Here is a 17,809-nt window from a genome sequence, read left to right as displayed (position 1 = left end):
TCCTTCAACGTCGTCTCCCCTTTTCCCACTTGGTTTGTCCGTTGTTAATTGTAACATATCAAAGGCTAACAATTAAACCTCTTAGAGGAGATAGAGAGATGAGTAATCGCTCATATAAGGTGAAACTTATACTTTCCTATATTAAAAAAAGACAAGGATTAGCGAGTTCCTCGCCTTTCCTTGCCTAGCTGTCATACTATTCTAAAATGATCATTATAGAGAGTAGTTAGGAGCTTCTTTCGTGATTTGCACATCGTGCGGATGGCTCTCACGAAGACCCGATCCCGTAATCCGAACAAATTGTGTATCGTTCTTAAGCTCATCCAGAGAGGAAGTACCGCAATACCCCATACCTGAGCGCAAGCCGCCCAGCAGTTGATGAACGGTATCAGCAAGAGGCCCTTTGTAAGGAACACGGCCCTCAATGCCTTCAGGAACGAGCTTGTTCTCATTTTCTTGGAAGTAACGATCCTTGCTTCCTTCCTTCATCGCACCAAGTGAACCCATGCCGCGGTACACTTTAAAGCTGCGGCCTTGGAAAATCTCTGTTTCACCAGGGCTTTCGGCTGTACCTGCAAACAAGCTTCCGATCATAATCGCGCTTGCTCCAGATGCAATTGCTTTCGTAATATCACCGGAGTACTTAATGCCGCCGTCAGCAATAACCGGAATATTGTATTCCCGCGCAACGCTGGCACAATCGTATATCGCAGTAATTTGTGGAACACCGATACCCGCAATAACACGAGTCGTACAGATCGATCCAGGTCCGATTCCTACTTTAACAACCGATGCACCCGCCTCAATAAGATCGCGTGTAGCTTCCCCTGTAGCGACATTGCCTGCAATAATAGTTAGGTCTGGATAAGCAGCGCGCAGCTTGCGAACCGTGTTAAGAATGTTAATGTGGTGACCATGTGCCGAATCCACCACTAGAACATCAATACCCGATTGCACCAAAGCTTCTGCACGATCAGCCGTATCCTTAGAAATACCAACCGCTGCTCCGCAAAGCAGACGTCCGTGAGTATCCTTCGCTGCGTTAGGGAATTGAATAGCTTTCTCAATATCTTTAATAGTTATAAGACCTTTAAGTGTATTGGACTCATCAATGAGTGGCAGCTTCTCAATTTTATGCTTTTGAAGCAGCACTTCAGCCTCTAACAGCGTTGTGCCGACAGGCGCCGTTACAAGATTTTCACGAGTCATAACATCATGAATCTTAATGGAATAATCATGTACGAAACGCAAGTCGCGGTTTGTTAAAATACCGACAAGCTTCTTGTCTTGATCAACAATCGGTACACCGGAGATACGATATTTGCCCATAAGCTCTTCTGCGTCATAAACATGATGATCAGGTGTAAGCGAAAAAGGATTAGTAATAACACCGCTCTCCGAACGTTTTACACGGTCTACTTCCTCCGCTTGCTGTGTAATCGACATATTCTTGTGAATAATGCCAATACCACCTTCACGCGCTATTGCAATCGCCAATGCGGATTCTGTAACGGTGTCCATGCCTGCGCTAATAAGTGGAATATTTAGCTTAATTTTCTCGCTTAATCGAATCGAGATGTCAACTTCCCTAGGTAGCACTTCTGATTTACGCGGAATAAGCAGGACGTCGTCAAACGTTAGCCCTTCTTTGGCGAATTTCGTTTCCCACACGAGTATGTTCCTCCCTTAATTTTAAGTACGTCTCACATATATTATTGCAATATTATCAGAGGGGTTATAGGCTGTCAAGACTGAGAGATCGCGATGATGCATCTGCTTTCAGCTCTATTTTACAGATTCAAAGAATGCTATTTCTTTAGAAAAAGTCAGGCAAATACGTTGTTCGTTCGGGAATACGATCTTGTAAGCGTTTAATACATACCATATCACCTTGAATACGTGCAATTTGCGCTAATTGTATCGGTCGCAGATAGCCCATCAGCATCGCTGTAAGTGACCCGATATCCATTTTTATTACATCAAGTTCCTCTACATTTTCCTTTATTCTACGTAATAAGGCCTTTCCAGATAGATCTATACTTAGGATATAGTACCCTTTATTCCACGAAGCATGCTCATCGGAAAGCTCAATTGCAATATTGTCTGCTACATCAGCTGCTGTAAAATCATACTGTTCAATGAATGCCTCAGCATCAACGATACGCGCCATAAAATAAGGGATTACTTCTTGCTTGATTCTTGGATTTGGCAGCTGATATGGAAGTAGGTCATCGGACGGCACCGTCATCGTTACTTCCTCTAACATGGAATCATGCTGAGCAATAAAGGTCCATAGCGCCTCTCTTGCATACTCATCTAAATAAATAAACTCATGTACGTTAAAGCGTCTATTTGTCACTTCGTATATTAAATAACCACGAGCCTCTCCGAGCTTATCATAATATAGAGCAATTTGGCCTGGCTTCCTTGCTTTAATTCGATATTCCCACCATAGCTCCGTTCGTACCAGAGATCCATTGTATCTGGAGGCATAAACCTGATAGATGTCATTCAACACCTCGTAGCCTCCGGTATACCGCTCTATACGGCCCTCAGACAACGTACGTGCAGGAAGATGCTCTAGTTTTATGGTGTAAGCTTTATGTTCCGTATACGTCTCCCATCCAAACTTTCGATAAAATCCGAATGCAAAGGGATGTAGAAAAGAAATCGTTTGGCCTTTCGCACGCATCTCCTTCAATGCTTGAATAAGCATCTGCGCAACAAAGCCCTGCCTTCTATATTCTGGCCATGTAGCGACCCCAGCAAGTCCACCCATCGCAAATGGCTTGCCACCGATATAGGTTTGCAGCTCCAGCACTGTAGCTTGTGCAGCCAGCTGTTGATCACTATAGACAGCATATCTCACAGCAGGCTCCTGTGCAAACTGCTCTCTGGTTCGTTCAAGTCGTTCAGGAGATAATTCAAATTGAAAAGCAAACTGCGATAATGCCATGCTTTCATCAAAATGTTCGACACCCATATGCTCAATACCTATAGCTTTTTTCATTTAGAAGCCTCCTTATATTTCATAATCATATCATATCGAAAAAACACAAAAAAACCTATCGCATCACATGCGATAGGTCTCTCGTGCTTGGCGACGTCCTACTCTCCCAAGACCCTGCGGTCTAAGTACCATTGGCGCTGGAGGGCTTAACGGTCGTGTTCGGTATGGGAACGCGTGGTTCCCCTCCGCCATCGCCACCAAACGTAGCGTGTTGCACGCTGAAAACTGGATACGAAAGTTAGGTTTGCTGAAACCTATTATGCTGCTGTCTACCGGATGTATGGGTCACAGTAAACGTGTTTAGGATAAGCCCTCGACCGATTAGTATTCGTCAGCTACACACATTGCTGTGCTTCCACCCCGAACCTATCAACCTCGTCGTCTTCAAGGGGTCTTACATACTGGGAAATCTCATCTTGAGGGGGGCTTCGCGCTTAGATGCTTTCAGCGCTTATCCCGTCCGTACTTGGCTACCCAGCGGTGCTCCTGGCGGAACAACTGGTACACCAGCGGTACGTCCATCCCGGTCCTCTCGTACTAAGGACAGCTCCTCTCAAATTTCCTGCGCCCGCGACAGATAGGGACCGAACTGTCTCACGACGTTCTGAACCCAGCTCGCGTACCGCTTTAATGGGCGAACAGCCCAACCCTTGGGACCTACTTCAGCCCCAGGATGCGATGAGCCGACATCGAGGTGCCAAACCTCCCCGTCGATGTGGACTCTTGGGGGAGATAAGCCTGTTATCCCCAGGGTAGCTTTTATCCGTTGAGCGATGGCCCTTCCATTCGGTACCACCGGATCACTAAGCCCGACTTTCGTCCCTGCTCGACTTGTAGGTCTCGCAGTCAAGCTCCCTTATGCCTTTGCACTCTGCGAATGATTTCCAACCATTCTGAGGGAACCTTTGGGCGCCTCCGTTACATTTTAGGAGGCGACCGCCCCAGTCAAACTGTCCACCTGACACGGTCCCCGAACCGGTTTCACGGTTCTAGGTTAGAACTCCGATACGATCAGGGTGGTATCCCAACGGTGCCTCCACACAAGCTGGCGCTCATGCTTCGTAGGCTCCCACCTATCCTGTACAGATCGTACCAAAGTTCAATATCAAGTTACAGTAAAGCTCCATGGGGTCTTTCCGTCTTGTCGCGGGTAACCTGCATCTTCACAGGTATTAAAATTTCACCGGATCTCTCGTTGAGACAGCGCCCAAGTCGTTACGCCATTCGTGCGGGTCAGAATTTACCTGACAAGGAATTTCGCTACCTTAGGACCGTTATAGTTACGGCCGCCGTTTACTGGGGCTTCGGTTCACAGCTTCGGGTTACCCCTAACCGCTCCCCTTAACCTTCCAGCACCGGGCAGGCGTCAGCCCGTATACTTCGCCTTACGGCTTCGCACAGACCTGTGTTTTTGCTAAACAGTCGCTTGGGCCTTTTCACTGCGGCCCCCTCGGGCTATTCACCCTACCGAGGCACCTCTTCTCCCGAAGTTACGAGGTCATTTTGCCGAGTTCCTTAACGAGAGTTCTTCCGCGCGCCTTAGCATACTCTGCTCGCCTACCTGTGTCGGTTTGCGGTACGGGCACCTAGATCTCACTAGAGGCTTTTCTTGACAGCCGGAGTACATGACCTTCGCTACTGTAATTTTCGCTCCCCATCACAGCCCAGCCTTATAGTGTGCGGATTTGCCTACACACTAGCCTCACTGCTTAGACGGACTATTCCATCAGTCCGCGTCACTGCCCTTCTGTGTCACCCCATTGCTCAAACAATCTTCGGTGGTACAGGAATTTCAACCTGTTGTCCATCCACTACGCCTTTCGGCCTCGCGTTAGGTCCCGACTTACCCTGAGAGGACGAGCCTTCCTCAGGAACCCTTAGGCTTTCGGCGGACAAGATTCTCACTTGTCTTTTCGTTACTCATACCGGCATTCTCACTTGAATACAGTCCACCAGTCCTCACGGTCCAACTTCAATCCGTATTCAACGCTCCCCTACCCAAGTACCCTAAGGTACATGTCATAGCTTCGGTGGTGTGTTTAGCCCCGTTACATTTTCGGCGCAGAGTCACTCGACCAGTGAGCTATTACGCACTCTTTAAATGATGGCTGCTTCTAAGCCAACATCCTGGTTGTCTTTGCAACTCCACATCCTTTCCCACTTAACACACACTTGGGGACCTTAGCTGATGATCTGGGCTGTTTCCCTCTTGACAATGGATCTTAGCACTCACTGTCTGACTCCCGAGTAGCACGTCTATGGCATTCGGAGTTTGACTGGACTTGGTAACCCTTGGCGGGCCCCGCACCCAATCAGTGCTCTACCTCCACGACGCTCATTCCTCGAGGCTAGCCCTAAAGCTATTTCGGGGAGAACCAGCTATCTCCGAGTTCGATTGGAATTTCTCCGCTACCCCCACCTCATCCCCGCACTTTTCAACGTGCGTGGGTTCGGGCCTCCAGTGCGTGTTACCGCACCTTCACCCTGGACAGGGGTAGATCACACGGTTTCGGGTCTACGACCACGTACTTATTCGCCCTATTCAGACTCGCTTTCGCTACGGCTCCGTCTTCCCGACTTAACCTTGCACGTGATCGTAACTCGCCGGTTCATTCTACAAAAGGCACGCCATCACCCATTTAACGGGCTCTGACTTTTTGTAAGCGCACGGTTTCAGGTTCTTTTTCACTCCGCTTCCGCGGTGCTTTTCACCTTTCCCTCACGGTACTGCTTCACTATCGGTCACCAGGGAGTATTTAGCCTTGGCAGATGGTCCTGCCGGATTCCGACGGGGTTTCTCGTGTCCCGCCGTACTCAGGATCCGTCTCGGAGAGTGCTTGCTTTCGGTTACAGGGCTTTTACCTGCTCTGGCGGGCCTTTCCAGACCTCTTCGCCTACCAAACACCTTTGTAACTCCATGTGAGACGTCCTACAACCCCAAGGAGCAAGCTCCTTGGTTTGGGCTAATCCGCGTTCGCTCGCCGCTACTGACGGAATCACTATTGTTTTCTCTTCCTCAGGGTACTTAGATGTTTCAGTTCCCCTGGTATGCCTCTACCCAACCTATGTATTCAGTTGAGAGTAACTGCCCATTACGGCAGCTGGGTTTCCCCATTCGGAAATCCTCGGATCAATGCCTGCTTACGGCTCCCCGGGGCGGTATCGTTGTTCGCCACGTCCTTCTTCGGCTCCTGGTGCCTAGGCATCCTCCGTGCGCTCTTACTAGCTTAACCATATGCTCAGGTGATTCGGCTTGCCCGCCGTTTTCCTTTTGTTTCTCTGATCTCCTAAGACATCAAATTGGTTGAAACAAAACGAAAAGAAGTCGGAACAATCTCGAACACCTTTCGCTTACAATAAAAACAGCTTAAAGGATGTTTCAGCAATTCTTTTCTTTCGTTATCCAGTTTTCAAGGTGCAATTGTTTTGCGCTGAATCTGCTTCGGAGTTAATCTTCAGCAAAGACAATACAAAAATTTGATTGGTGGAGCCAAGCGGGATCGAACCGCTGACCTCCTGCTTGCAAGGCAGGCGCTCTCCCAGCTGAGCTATGGCCCCAAATTCGGGTACCGACTTCTCAGAGTCGATAATGGTGGGCCTTAGTGGACTCGAACCACCGACCTCACCCTTATCAGGGGTGCGCTCTAACCAGCTGAGCTAAAGGCCCTTGGGTATTCACTTGTCTTGACTTCCATTTTGAAAGAGGATTAATCTTTCAAAACTGACAACGAGTAAGCGATAAACTGCCAAGTTTATCCGAACCTCATCGGGTTCGGGTATTTCCTTAGAAAGGAGGTGATCCAGCCGCACCTTCCGATACGGCTACCTTGTTACGACTTCACCCCAATCATCTACCCCACCTTCGACGGCTAGCTCCCTTGCGGGTTACCCCACCGGCTTCGGGTGTTGTAAACTCTCGTGGTGTGACGGGCGGTGTGTACAAGACCCGGGAACGTATTCACCGCGGCATGCTGATCCGCGATTACTAGCAATTCCGACTTCATGCAGGCGAGTTGCAGCCTGCAATCCGAACTGAGACCGACTTTGATAGGATTGGCTCCACCTCGCGGTTTCGCTTCCCGTTGTATCGGCCATTGTAGTACGTGTGTAGCCCAGGTCATAAGGGGCATGATGATTTGACGTCATCCCCACCTTCCTCCGGTTTGTCACCGGCAGTCATCCTAGAGTGCCCACCCAAAGTGCTGGCAACTAAGATCAAGGGTTGCGCTCGTTGCGGGACTTAACCCAACATCTCACGACACGAGCTGACGACAACCATGCACCACCTGTCTCCTCTGTCCCGAAGGAAAGCCCTATCTCTAGAGCGATCAGAGGGATGTCAAGACCTGGTAAGGTTCTTCGCGTTGCTTCGAATTAAACCACATACTCCACTGCTTGTGCGGGTCCCCGTCAATTCCTTTGAGTTTCAGTCTTGCGACCGTACTCCCCAGGCGGAATGCTTAATGTGTTAACTTCGGCACCAAGGGTATTGAAACCCCTAACACCTAGCATTCATCGTTTACGGCGTGGACTACCAGGGTATCTAATCCTGTTTGCTCCCCACGCTTTCGCGCCTCAGCGTCAGTTACAGCCCAGAAAGTCGCCTTCGCCACTGGTGTTCCTCCACATCTCTACGCATTTCACCGCTACACGTGGAATTCCACTTTCCTCTTCTGTACTCAAGCTTTGCAGTTTCCATTGCGACTTGGGGTTGAGCCCCAAGTTTAAACAACAGACTTACAAGGCCGCCTGCGCGCGCTTTACGCCCAATAATTCCGGACAACGCTTGCCCCCTACGTATTACCGCGGCTGCTGGCACGTAGTTAGCCGGGGCTTTCTTCTCAGGTACCGTCACCTTGGGAGCAGTTACTATCCCAAGCGTTCTTCCCTGGCAACAGAGCTTTACGATCCGAAAACCTTCATCACTCACGCGGCGTTGCTCCGTCAGACTTTCGTCCATTGCGGAAGATTCCCTACTGCTGCCTCCCGTAGGAGTCTGGGCCGTGTCTCAGTCCCAGTGTGGCCGATCACCCTCTCAGGTCGGCTACGCATCGTCGCCTTGGTGAGCCGTTACCTCACCAACTAGCTAATGCGCCGCGGGTCCATCTTTAAGTGATAGATTGCTCCATCTTTCCCGGCTCGATCATGCGATCAAGCCGCGTATCCGGTATTAGCATTCGTTTCCGAATGTTATCCCAGTCTTAAAGGCAGGTTACCCACGTGTTACTCACCCGTCCGCCGCTAAGTATCAGAGATGCAAGCATCTCATCAACTCCGCTCGACTTGCATGTATTAGGCACGCCGCCAGCGTTCGTCCTGAGCCAGGATCAAACTCTCCATTTTGGTGTTTGAAATGCTCATTACTTTTTTATCGCTTTTTCGCTTATCCCGAGGGATTTGCGAGGCAGTTATTACTCGTTGTTCAGTTTTCAAAGAACAATGTTCTCTTTCGTGTCATCCGCTAATGTCTCGCAGCGACAAGAAATAATATATCACGAGTGCCTATGTGAATGCAAGTCTTTTTTATAAAACATTTAAAAATAATGAATACAACATGTTTCATCCCAATAATACCCTCAATATCACATCATCGTGTACTTCAGCATTCCATCCTTACATCGCACATCCTGCTGCCTGTCGGTACACAAAGAAACGGGCCTGCGTATGAACGCAAGCCCGTTTCTTTGTGTGTATTAATATTCCTTAGCGATCGTATACTTCGATGCATCCTTGATTAGATCCATCTTCTTATTGCTGTTCTTGTATCCAGCATCTACAGTCGTATCGATAGTAACCCATTTGCCATCGAGATAAACCTGATTCCAAGCATGATAAACATCTACATAGCTCGAATCGCCCATCAATAGCTTAGTCGGGATTCCCACACTTCGGAGCATGCCAGCAAACAATGATGCATATCCGTAGCAAATGTCTTTTTGTGCTTTAAACGTACGATCGATGTTGGGTAGGTAATCGACCGATAAGCTCTCAGCCAATTTATTATCATATTTAATGTTAGTTATGATGTAGTCGTAGATAGCTTTCACTTTATCTGCATCGGTTTTTTTGTTCTTCGTTAATTCTTTAGCTTTAATGACTGCGCTGCTTGTGCTTGTCCAATCAATATTTTGAATCGAGTTCAGATACAGAACATTACTATCCTTCAAGTTCAAAACTACGGTTTCTTTCTTTAGCTGTTTATATTTATTACCTGTGGTATTCTCGAGCAGCGATATTGTATATTCACCATTTCCAAGCTGCAATGGAAAGCTTTCACTTTTCTTGCCCGCTGTAATGTTATAGGTATAATTCGATTTGCCTTTAGCAATGAGCAGCTTCGTTGTTACTTTTGTATTCGCTGCATATTCTACTGAAACAATCCCAGCGCTAAGCTTGTCCTTATTTAGCCAGTTATCAGTACTATTTCCGCTTGCCTCTGCAGTGGTAACATTAATCGATGCAAAGAGGACAAATGCTGCAATTAACACCATTAGTTTACGCATTCAAAACTCTCCCTTCGGTAGCTGGCTGCCATCTTCAGAAGGCCCTTTAGCTTTGCGTCCCTACCTTTCGATAGGTTTGCCATTATCGTGTGAAGCTTTATTAAAGGTAAACTACTTAATAAACAAAAAAAAAGCATGTCCATTCGGTAGCTGGCTGCCATCTTTCAGAAGGCCCTTTAGCTTTGCGTCACTGCCTTTCGACAGCTTTGCCATTATCGTGTAAAGCTTTAATAGTTATATTCTACCATGACAATCTATTAAAACAATAGCCTACTCACATAAAACATTAGTAATTTGCTAGATTTTAAGCTTTGATGCCACAAAAGCTCAAAAAAAAGAACCGCCTGCAGCAATTGCCAGGCGGTTCGACGATTATAGACTTATTGTCAGAAGAACTATTCGTCTCTCATATGAGGGAACAACAGTACGTCACGTATCGATGGTGAGTCTGTCAGCAGCATAATCAAACGATCAATACCGATGCCAAGCCCGCCGGTTGGCGGCATGCCGTATTCTAGCGCGCGGATAAAATCCTCGTCCATTTCATGCGCTTCATCATTGCCATGCTCACGCTCAAGCAGCTGTGATTCAAAACGCTCGCGCTGGTCGATCGGATCATTAAGCTCAGTAAAAGCGTTCGCATGCTCACGAGCTACGATAAACAGCTCGAAACGGTCCGTGAACCGCGGGTCTGCCTCGCTCTTCTTAGCTAGCGGAGAGATCGCAACTGGATGACCGGTAACAAAGGTTGGCTGAATAAGGGTATGCTCGCCAAACTGCTCAAAGAATGCATTAAGAATATGACCGAATGTCATATGAGGCTCTACAGCAACCTTGTGCTCCTTCGCTAAACGATGTGCTTCCTCATCGCTCATCTCAACACCAAAATCAACGCCTGTCAATTCTTTAACAAGCTCCACCATAGAAACACGACGCCACTGCGGAGTCAGATCAATTTCTTGACCTTGGTATGTGATTTTCGTTGAGCCCAGCACCTCTTGTGCAATATGTGCGATGACATTTTCTGTGAGTGCCATAATATCCTTGTAATCGGCATAGGCCTCATACAGCTCTATCATTGTAAATTCAGGGTTATGACGTGTAGACATCCCCTCGTTCCGATATACGCGGCCAATCTCATATACCTTCTCCATGCCGCCTACGATAAGCCGTTTCAAATGAAGCTCAATCGCAATACGCATGTAGAGCTGCATATCGAGTGCATTGTGATGGGTTTCAAACGGACGCGCCGCCGCGCCGCCTGCAATAGAATGAAGGGTTGGCGTTTCAACCTCAAGGTAGCCACGAGAATCTAAATAGCGTCTCATAGACTGAATGATTTTTGAACGAGTAATAAAGGTTTGCTGCACCTCAGGGTTTACAATAAGATCAACATAACGCTGACGGTAACGAAGCTCAACATCTTTAAGTCCATGATATTTGTCGGGCAATGGAAGCAACGATTTAGTCAACACTTCAATATCAAGCGCTTTGACCGATACTTCACCAGTATTGGTTTTAAACACAACGCCCTCAACACCGATAATATCCCCAATATCCAAAATGTCGAATGCAGCGAACTTATGCTCAGCAACACTATCCTTGCGCACATAAATTTGAACCTTTCCGCTCAAATCCTGTATCGTCGCGAAGCCCGCTTTACCCATACCGCGCTTCTGCATAATACGGCCCGCAATACGGACTTGCACGCCTTTTTCTTCGAGCTCATCTTTAGCAAAGCCTTCATAGGCTTGTACAATGTCTTTAGCATTATGAGTGCGCTCGAATTTCCGTCCGAATGGATCTACGCCTAGTCCTCTAAGCTCGTCCAATTTGTCTCTACGAATTTGCAAAAGCTCACTTAGCTCCTGCTCGTTGTTTTCATGTTCCAATGCTTTCATCTCCTTGGTCATTCGGCAAGCATAAGCGGCAGTCGCCGGAACTATTACAGCAAAATCTCCCCTTTGGGAGAGATTCAAGCAAAGTATATGCCTAGGCTGTTTACATTCTTATAGTGTAAACGTTCAAAAAGCTTCCGACAAGGAAGCTTTCCGATTCGCACATAGCAAGCCTTATTTGGTAATGTCGATAATTTTGTATTGAATAATGCCGACTGGTACATTTACTTCCACGACTGTGCCTTTTTTCTTACCCAAAATCGCTTTACCAACCGGACTTTCATTTGAAATCTTGTTTTGCAAAGGATCGGCCTCCGCTGAGCCAACGATGGAATATTTCATCGTATCGCCATACTCCATATCCTCAACCGTTACAATCGAACCGATACTTACAATATCAATATCGATATCATCATTATTTATTATGCTCGCGAAGCGCAGCATTTTCTCAAGAGTAAGAACACGGCCCTCAATAAATGCTTGCTCATTCTTCGCATCCTCATACTCTGAGTTCTCGCTTATATCACCATAGCCGATTGCAACTTTAATACGTTCTGCAACCTCACGACGTTTGACCGATTTCAGGTTTTCCAATTCATCCTCGAGCTTCCGCAGCCCTTCTTGAGTCAGAATGATTTGCTTATCGTTCATCTTCCCGATTCTCCTGTCATGTGACTAATTTTTCATACCTTGTATGAACTCACTGTTACTTAATATATTACGCTTCTTCAGCATCATACCTCTGTTATATGAAGCGTACTTGATGTGTACGTTAGATTATATTGCACGATTATATTGCAAAGGTACCCTGAATGTCAATCTAAGCCAACGGAGCTATTAAAACCGTTTCCGTTCTAGCTATTACAGCAGAATCCGCTTAGTATCGGCTTTTGTCGAACTATGTCGGATGACTGACAAAACAGGGCAGCCCGCTTAAACGATTGATTTCGGTTCTAGTAAGCTACCTCTTCAGCAGCTCCTGCTTCTCCTGCCGTCGGGTCACGTCCGGTCTCTTCCATTTACGGGAATGGATACCGCTTCCTTAACATCTCTTATAATGTCCCAATTCGCCTTGCCTGTATACAATTGCTCACGTGTAAACCCCTGCACGCTATCAGCTTTACCGCCCACATGCTCAACAGCGCGTGCATTCTCAACCGCATACACATGCTGGTCATCCCAGCCAATACGCATTTTCACGGTTACTGGCTTATCAGCAGCATCTACGATTGTATAAACCGCTTATTTCTTGTTTCGTTATTCACGATTATCCGACATAAGTTCCTCGTAGCTAATTCCTAACGTCTTGGCGATATGACTGAGCAGCTTTGGATCTGTTTTTCTTGTTCCACGTTCTAATGAGCCTAGAACAGCCACCGATACGCCAAGCACCTTGGCCAGCTCCTGCTGTGTATAGCCCTTCAGCTTTCGAAAGGCTCTGACGCGCTGCGCCAATTGAGTATTTTCCATAATGTGATGCCTTCCTTTCCATCAAGAAGCGCCGCTCTGGATGCTGCACTCACCTCATCATACAGCTGATGGGATTCATCCATAACATCATTCAGCGGTACAAGCACAAATGACCGCTCCAGCATGCGTGGATGCGGTAATGTCAGCTCCTCTTGATCCATTCTGACATTATCATATAGGAGAAGGTCGAGGTCAATGGTTCTAGGTCCCCAGCGCACTTGTCGAACTCTCCCTAATTCCTGCTCGAGGGCAAGCAGCTGTCTCAGCAGCATCAGCGGAGTCAGCTTAGTTCTCACAGCTAATGTCATATTAAGAAATGACGGCTGGTCAGTGTAGCCTACAGGATCTGTCTCATACATACCTGATACCTTGCTCACTTCTATAGCGGGGTGTGCGTCAATTAAAGCAATGGCTGATAGCAGCAGCTGCTCCCGGTCCCCCATGTTTGACCCTAATGCAATGTATGCCTCTGCCTGTGCGCCGTTAAACGGGAATTGTTCGTCCATTAGAATCCCGCTTTCTGCGCAGCTCTACCGTAACTCCATCAAAATGGATATCAAACGGCGGATTCGGCTTGGTTACTCGAACCGTTACTTCATTTACCATAGTATAAGCTTCCAGTACTCGGGATGCAATGTGACCTGTTAAAGCTTCAATCAGCTTGAAGGGCGCACCCTCTACAATGCTTTTTGCAAGTGCGTGGATATCCGCATAATTGATCGTGAGGCTGAGGTCGTCCGTTTGCGCAGCCTGCTCTAGATCCATATTCAGCTCGATATCAACATAATACTTCTGACCGAGTTTATTTTCTTCTGGGAATACGCCATGGTACCCGTAAAATTTCATCCCTTTAATGATCATTTTGTCCATGATTGTACGTCACACTCCTAACGGTGTTAACTGCGATATAGAATTGCATCTGTCATAAGTGCTGTCCGTTTGATTTCACCTACATCATGCACTCGCACGATTTGGGATCCCTGTGCAATGCCGAGAGCGACTGTCGCCGCCGTTCCCTCGACAAGCTCATCTACAGGCAGATTAAGCGTCTGCTTGATAAATCGCTTGCGGGAAGTACCCAGAAGCACTGGATAGCCTAACTCGTTTAGCTCAGATAGCCGGCCGAGCAGCTCAATATTTTCCTCGTGCGTTTTGGCGAACCCGATACCTGGATCGAGCCATATCAGGTCATCCGCAATACCAGCAGCGTGAGCAATGCTTACGCTGCCCTTTAGATCAGCAATGACATCTGGAACAAAATCATTATAGTCACCCGAATGGCGGTTGTGGTTGATAATAACTGGACATCCATATTCAGCTGCAACAGCGGCCATATTAGGATCATCCTTCAAACCCCAAATATCATTTATAATATGTGCACCCGCCTCCAACGCTTGGCGTGCCGTTTCGGCTTTATAGGTATCAATAGAAAGCGGTATATGAGGCAGCACTTTGCGCAGCGCTCGAATCACCGGAACAATCCTACGCAATTCCTCTTCCACACTTACAGGCTCAAATCCTGGGCGAGTAGACTCTCCGCCAATATCGAGAATATCAGCACCCTCTTGGACCATCGCTTGCGCATGGGCAACTGCGGATTCAACGCTTGTATAACGTCCTCCATCCGAGAAGGAATCAGGCGTAGCATTCAGAATACCCATAATTAAAGTGCGCTCACCGAGCACAAGCGTTGCTTCTCCGCCGAACTCATACACTCTTTTATAGAAAATCGGCTGCTTCACAACTCATTCACATCCTTCATTATTGGCTCTCATTATTATAGCTGCACCTTACCCTCAATCGCTGCTGGAGCACTCTCTCGAGTGAATTTTCGATAAATAGAAAGCAGATGTCTAGTCATAATTCCCGCTTCCCCGTCACCAATTATAGCACTCTGCCCGCTAGCATCCGTTATTGTAGTTACAGGAATAAGCTCCTGAATCGAATTAGTGAGCCAGATCTCATCTGCCGATTGCAGCTGCTCCCAGCTAAACAGACCTTCTTCAGTCTCATACCCGGATGATCTTGCAATCTCAAGTACCCGCTCACGCGTAATACCGGGCAATATGCCTGTCGAAAGATCGGGGGTGCATACCTTGTTGTCCTTTACAAAAAACAAATTGCTGACGATCCCTTCTGCCAGCCAGCCTTCACGGGTTAACATAAGCCCCTCTGCCCCTGGTGAGGCCCCGCTTGCTAACAGCTCACGCTTAGCAATAATATTGTTCATATAGTGAAGAGATTTGAAGCGAATATCACCTTCCGGCGTATTCCGCCGCGTCTGAACTAGACGCAGCTCCCGTCCGCGCATATGAACCGCATCATTAACCTGCGGCAAGGTTTTCACAAGCATTAACACATTTGGCTGCTCATAATCACCTGTCGGCAAGCCGAGCTCTGCTTCCCCTGCACTAACCGTAAGACGTATATAACCATCCTCCAGCCCATTAGCTTCAAGCAGCTCATTTACCCAGTTGGTGATTTCGCCCAAATCACAATCATAACGAATGCCGAGCTGCTCACAGCCGAGCTGCAAGCGGCTTAAATGCCGATCCAATAAATATGGTTTCCCCGCATAGGTACGAAAGGTTTCAAACAGACCTATACCGTACAAAAAGCCGTGATCATAAACAGAGATCACAGCTTCGCTCGCTTCCTTGACGGAGCCATTCAGACCGATTTTCATCGTACTGGGCTCTTCCGATTTTGCAAGAAATTACGCAGCATCGTAAGTCCATGCTCCGTAATAATTGATTCAGGGTGGAACTGTACTCCTTCGATCGCATATTCCTTATGACGCAGACCCATAATTTCGCCTTCGTCTGTCTCTGCTGTGATTTCCAAGCAATCCGGCAGTGTTTCGCGACGAACGATTAGAGAATGGTAGCGCGTAGCGGTAAATGGAGAAGGCATGCCTTCAAAGATCGTCTGTTGATTATGATGAATCAATGAGGTTTTTCCGTGCATGAGCTTCTCCGCGCGCACAACCTCTCCGCCGAAAGCTTGTCCAATGGATTGATGGCCCAAGCATACGCCGAAAATCGGAATTTCACCTTTGAAATGGTCAATAAGAGACAGACTGATGCCCGCTTCATTCGGTGAACAAGGTCCTGGCGATATTAAGATATGATCTGGAGCTAATTGTTCAATTCCCGCCAAATCAATCTCATCATTGCGTTTAACTATAATTTCTTCACCAAGCTCGCCCAAATATTGCACGAGATTATACGTAAAAGAGTCATAATTATCAATTACTAGTATCATGTTAAGGCTCCCCCTTTATCCACTTCCAGTGCTTGCTCATGGGCCGCAAACCGTTCGCTGTACTGAATCGCCTTCCATAAAGCTTTCGCTTTGCTCAGCGATTCCTTGTATTCTCGCTCGGGATCAGAATCGATGACAATTCCTGCTCCCGTTTGAATATGAACGACTCCATCCTGCAGCACCATGGTTCTAATAATTATATTAAATTCCATATCTCCGCTGTAGTCAATCCACCCGAGTGAACCTGTGTAGGGACCACGACGCGATGGCTCAAGCTCCTCGATAATTTCCATCGTCCGAATTTTTGGCGCACCGGTGATCGTTCCTCCCGGAAAGGTCGCGGAAATTACATCATAAGCATCCATGCCGCTTGCCAGCTGCCCTTCCACTTGAGAGACAAGATGCATCACATGCGAGTAGCGTTCAATGACCATGAGCTCTTCAACCTTAACCGTTCCGTATGCTGAAATCCGGCCAAGATCGTTGCGTTCCAGATCAACCAGCATAATATGCTCCGCTCGCTCCTTCTCATTCGTAAGAAGCTCATCTTCTAATCGCCGGTCCTCTTCCTCTGATCGGCCCCGCCTCCGAGTACCTGCGATTGGTCTTGTAACGAGCTTGCTATCGCCAAGCTCTACTAGCAGCTCTGGCGATGCGGATACAAGCTGAAAGTCCGGACAGCGCAGAAAACCCATATAAGGCGATGGATTAACCAGCCTCAACCACTCATACAGCTCATCTGGAGAAGCAGAGATAGGCTTGCTTTGCCGTACGGACAGATTGGCTTGAAATACATCCCCTTGCTGAATATAACGCTGTATACTCCGAACTGCCTCCATATAAGCTTGCTTGGAAAATGGAGACGCAATGCCCGCTAGCGACTCTACGTCGATTTGCAGCATATCATCTTCCAACAGAAGCTGCCGCTTTGCTCTAAGCCCCTCTGCTTTCTCCTTGGCATGCTGCTCATCAAACCAAGTCAGCCAATAATCAGTCATTCCCTCTGCCCGCAGCAATGCACGATCATAGACCTCGTTTAGCTCCGCTTCTTCCGCATCTGGATTAATCCTTGTATGGACAGCACAGTATACTTTGGATTCCAAATGGTCGATAATCCAAATTTCATTCATTTGCATGAACAAATAATCAGGAATAGACAAATCATCGTCTGCCAGCACCGGCAGACGTTCAATCGTACGTATAATGTCATAGCTCCAAAACCCAACACAGCCGCCTATCCACTTCGGTCCGCCCTCGATTTTAGGACCAAGCTGACCGCTCATCCATTCTCTTACTATCTGTAGAGGCTTGCCCTCCCAGTGACGCTTGCTGTGCTCCTCAAGCGACCCAAACTGTACAGACTCCGCTGTGAGGCCTTTGCCCCGAATTACACCGTCAGGATGCAATCCTAAATAGGTATAACGTCCGTTCTTGCCGCTCTCTAGTACAAAAGCATATGGCGAAGCATCCTGCCATACCTCTTCCCAAGAAGCAACACCTGCCCGAGTTTCAAGCTGAAATGGCAATTGTTTAACTATCGGCAGCATTGTGTATTTCCTCTCGGCGTGCCACCGAGTCCACTGCTCTTTAGCGGTGATCATCACCTTCAACCCCCGATTACTTGACTTATTTTGCTCAGTATACAGAATAGATAAGTAAAAAGA

General features: G+C 47.4%; 12 protein-coding genes, 2 tRNA genes, 3 rRNA genes, 1 pseudogene and 2 riboswitches. All 18 genes and pseudogenes read right to left on the bottom strand.

Translation table 11 applies throughout. The features are described 5' to 3' along the window. Positions 1–213: 213 nt before the first annotated feature. The 18 genes and pseudogenes from guaB to MHI37_RS00375 all read right to left on the bottom strand — a co-directional run bounded on the left by guaB (position 214) and on the right by MHI37_RS00375 (position 17,746). Positions 214–1,671 carry an IMP dehydrogenase gene (gene guaB / locus MHI37_RS00460; RefSeq protein ID WP_076337813.1) on the bottom strand — a complete coding sequence of 486 codons (1,458 nt, stop codon included), beginning with the start codon at positions 1,669–1,671 and terminating at the stop codon, positions 214–216. 145 nt (positions 1,672–1,816) lie between these two features. Beyond that, entirely contained in the window at positions 1,817–3,010 is a 1,194-nt protein-coding gene (locus MHI37_RS00455) for a GNAT family N-acetyltransferase (RefSeq protein ID WP_076337812.1), read from the bottom strand. A gap of 85 nt (positions 3,011–3,095) precedes the next feature. After that, positions 3,096–3,212 (bottom strand): 5S ribosomal RNA (gene rrf / locus MHI37_RS00450). A gap of 99 nt (positions 3,213–3,311) precedes the next feature. Then, positions 3,312–6,243 (bottom strand): 23S ribosomal RNA (locus MHI37_RS00445). 249 nt (positions 6,244–6,492) lie between these two features. Beyond that, a tRNA-Ala gene (locus MHI37_RS00440) sits at positions 6,493–6,568 on the bottom strand. Between the two features lie 32 nt (positions 6,569–6,600). Then, positions 6,601–6,677 (bottom strand) — tRNA-Ile (locus MHI37_RS00435). Between the two features lie 121 nt (positions 6,678–6,798). Continuing rightward, positions 6,799–8,353, bottom strand: a 16S ribosomal RNA gene (locus tag MHI37_RS00430). The 16S, 23S and 5S rRNA genes sit together here with 2 tRNA genes alongside, the layout of an rRNA operon. 350 nt (positions 8,354–8,703) lie before the next feature. Continuing rightward, positions 8,704–9,513, bottom strand: a complete 810-nt coding sequence (locus tag MHI37_RS00425; protein WP_076338552.1) for a transglutaminase-like domain-containing protein — start codon at positions 9,511–9,513, stop codon at positions 8,704–8,706. Positions 9,514–9,526: 13 nt separating this feature from the next. Further along, positions 9,527–9,604, bottom strand: a riboswitch (cyclic di-GMP riboswitch). 51 nt (positions 9,605–9,655) lie between these two features. Beyond that, positions 9,656–9,734, bottom strand: a riboswitch (cyclic di-GMP riboswitch). Positions 9,735–9,908: 174 nt separating this feature from the next. Next, entirely contained in the window at positions 9,909–11,426 is a 1,518-nt protein-coding gene (gene lysS / locus MHI37_RS00420; RefSeq protein ID WP_076338551.1) for a lysine--tRNA ligase, read from the bottom strand. Between the two features lie 159 nt (positions 11,427–11,585). After that, the gene (gene greA / locus MHI37_RS00415; RefSeq protein WP_076338550.1) at positions 11,586–12,062 is read right to left on the bottom strand and encodes a transcription elongation factor GreA; all 477 of its coding nucleotides are present in this window, start codon (positions 12,060–12,062) and stop codon (positions 11,586–11,588) included. Between the two features lie 363 nt (positions 12,063–12,425). Beyond that, a pseudogene (locus MHI37_RS00410) lies at positions 12,426–12,641 on the bottom strand (tRNA-dihydrouridine synthase); the annotation flags it as partial. 27 nt (positions 12,642–12,668) lie between these two features. Further along, positions 12,669–12,881, bottom strand: coding sequence for a helix-turn-helix transcriptional regulator (locus tag MHI37_RS00405; protein WP_076338549.1), 213 nt, complete (start codon positions 12,879–12,881; stop codon positions 12,669–12,671). Further along, positions 12,833–13,387 carry a 2-amino-4-hydroxy-6-hydroxymethyldihydropteridine diphosphokinase gene (gene folK / locus MHI37_RS00400; protein WP_076338548.1) on the bottom strand — a complete coding sequence of 185 codons (555 nt, stop codon included), beginning with the start codon at positions 13,385–13,387 and terminating at the stop codon, positions 12,833–12,835. The genes MHI37_RS00405 and folK overlap by 49 nt, the downstream gene beginning before the upstream one ends. Then, the gene (gene folB, locus MHI37_RS00395) at positions 13,365–13,751 is read right to left on the bottom strand and encodes a dihydroneopterin aldolase (RefSeq protein WP_076338547.1); all 387 of its coding nucleotides are present in this window, start codon (positions 13,749–13,751) and stop codon (positions 13,365–13,367) included. The genes folK and folB overlap by 23 nt, the downstream gene beginning before the upstream one ends. A 26-nt stretch (positions 13,752–13,777) precedes the next feature. Further along, the gene (gene folP / locus MHI37_RS00390) at positions 13,778–14,623 is read right to left on the bottom strand and encodes a dihydropteroate synthase (RefSeq protein ID WP_076338546.1); all 846 of its coding nucleotides are present in this window, start codon (positions 14,621–14,623) and stop codon (positions 13,778–13,780) included. A gap of 35 nt (positions 14,624–14,658) precedes the next feature. Then, complete coding sequence (gene pabC, locus MHI37_RS00385; RefSeq protein WP_076338545.1) at positions 14,659–15,567, bottom strand: aminodeoxychorismate lyase; 909 nt, start codon at positions 15,565–15,567, stop codon at positions 14,659–14,661. Then, a complete protein-coding gene (pabA, locus tag MHI37_RS00380) occupies positions 15,564–16,145 on the bottom strand; it encodes an aminodeoxychorismate/anthranilate synthase component II (protein ID WP_076338544.1) in 582 nt (193 codons plus the stop codon). The genes pabC and pabA overlap by 4 nt, the downstream gene beginning before the upstream one ends. Next, entirely contained in the window at positions 16,142–17,746 is a 1,605-nt protein-coding gene (locus tag MHI37_RS00375; RefSeq protein WP_144023748.1) for an anthranilate synthase component I family protein, read from the bottom strand. Before MHI37_RS00375 ends, pabA begins: the two co-directional genes overlap by 4 nt. Positions 17,747–17,809 lie beyond the last annotated feature (63 nt).

The organism is Paenibacillus sp. FSL H8-0548 (assembly GCF_038630985.1).
Lineage (GTDB): Bacteria > Bacillota > Bacilli > Paenibacillales > Paenibacillaceae > Pristimantibacillus.
Note: the sequence above shows the minus strand (reverse complement) of the source record. Positions and strands in the feature narration are given on the sequence as shown.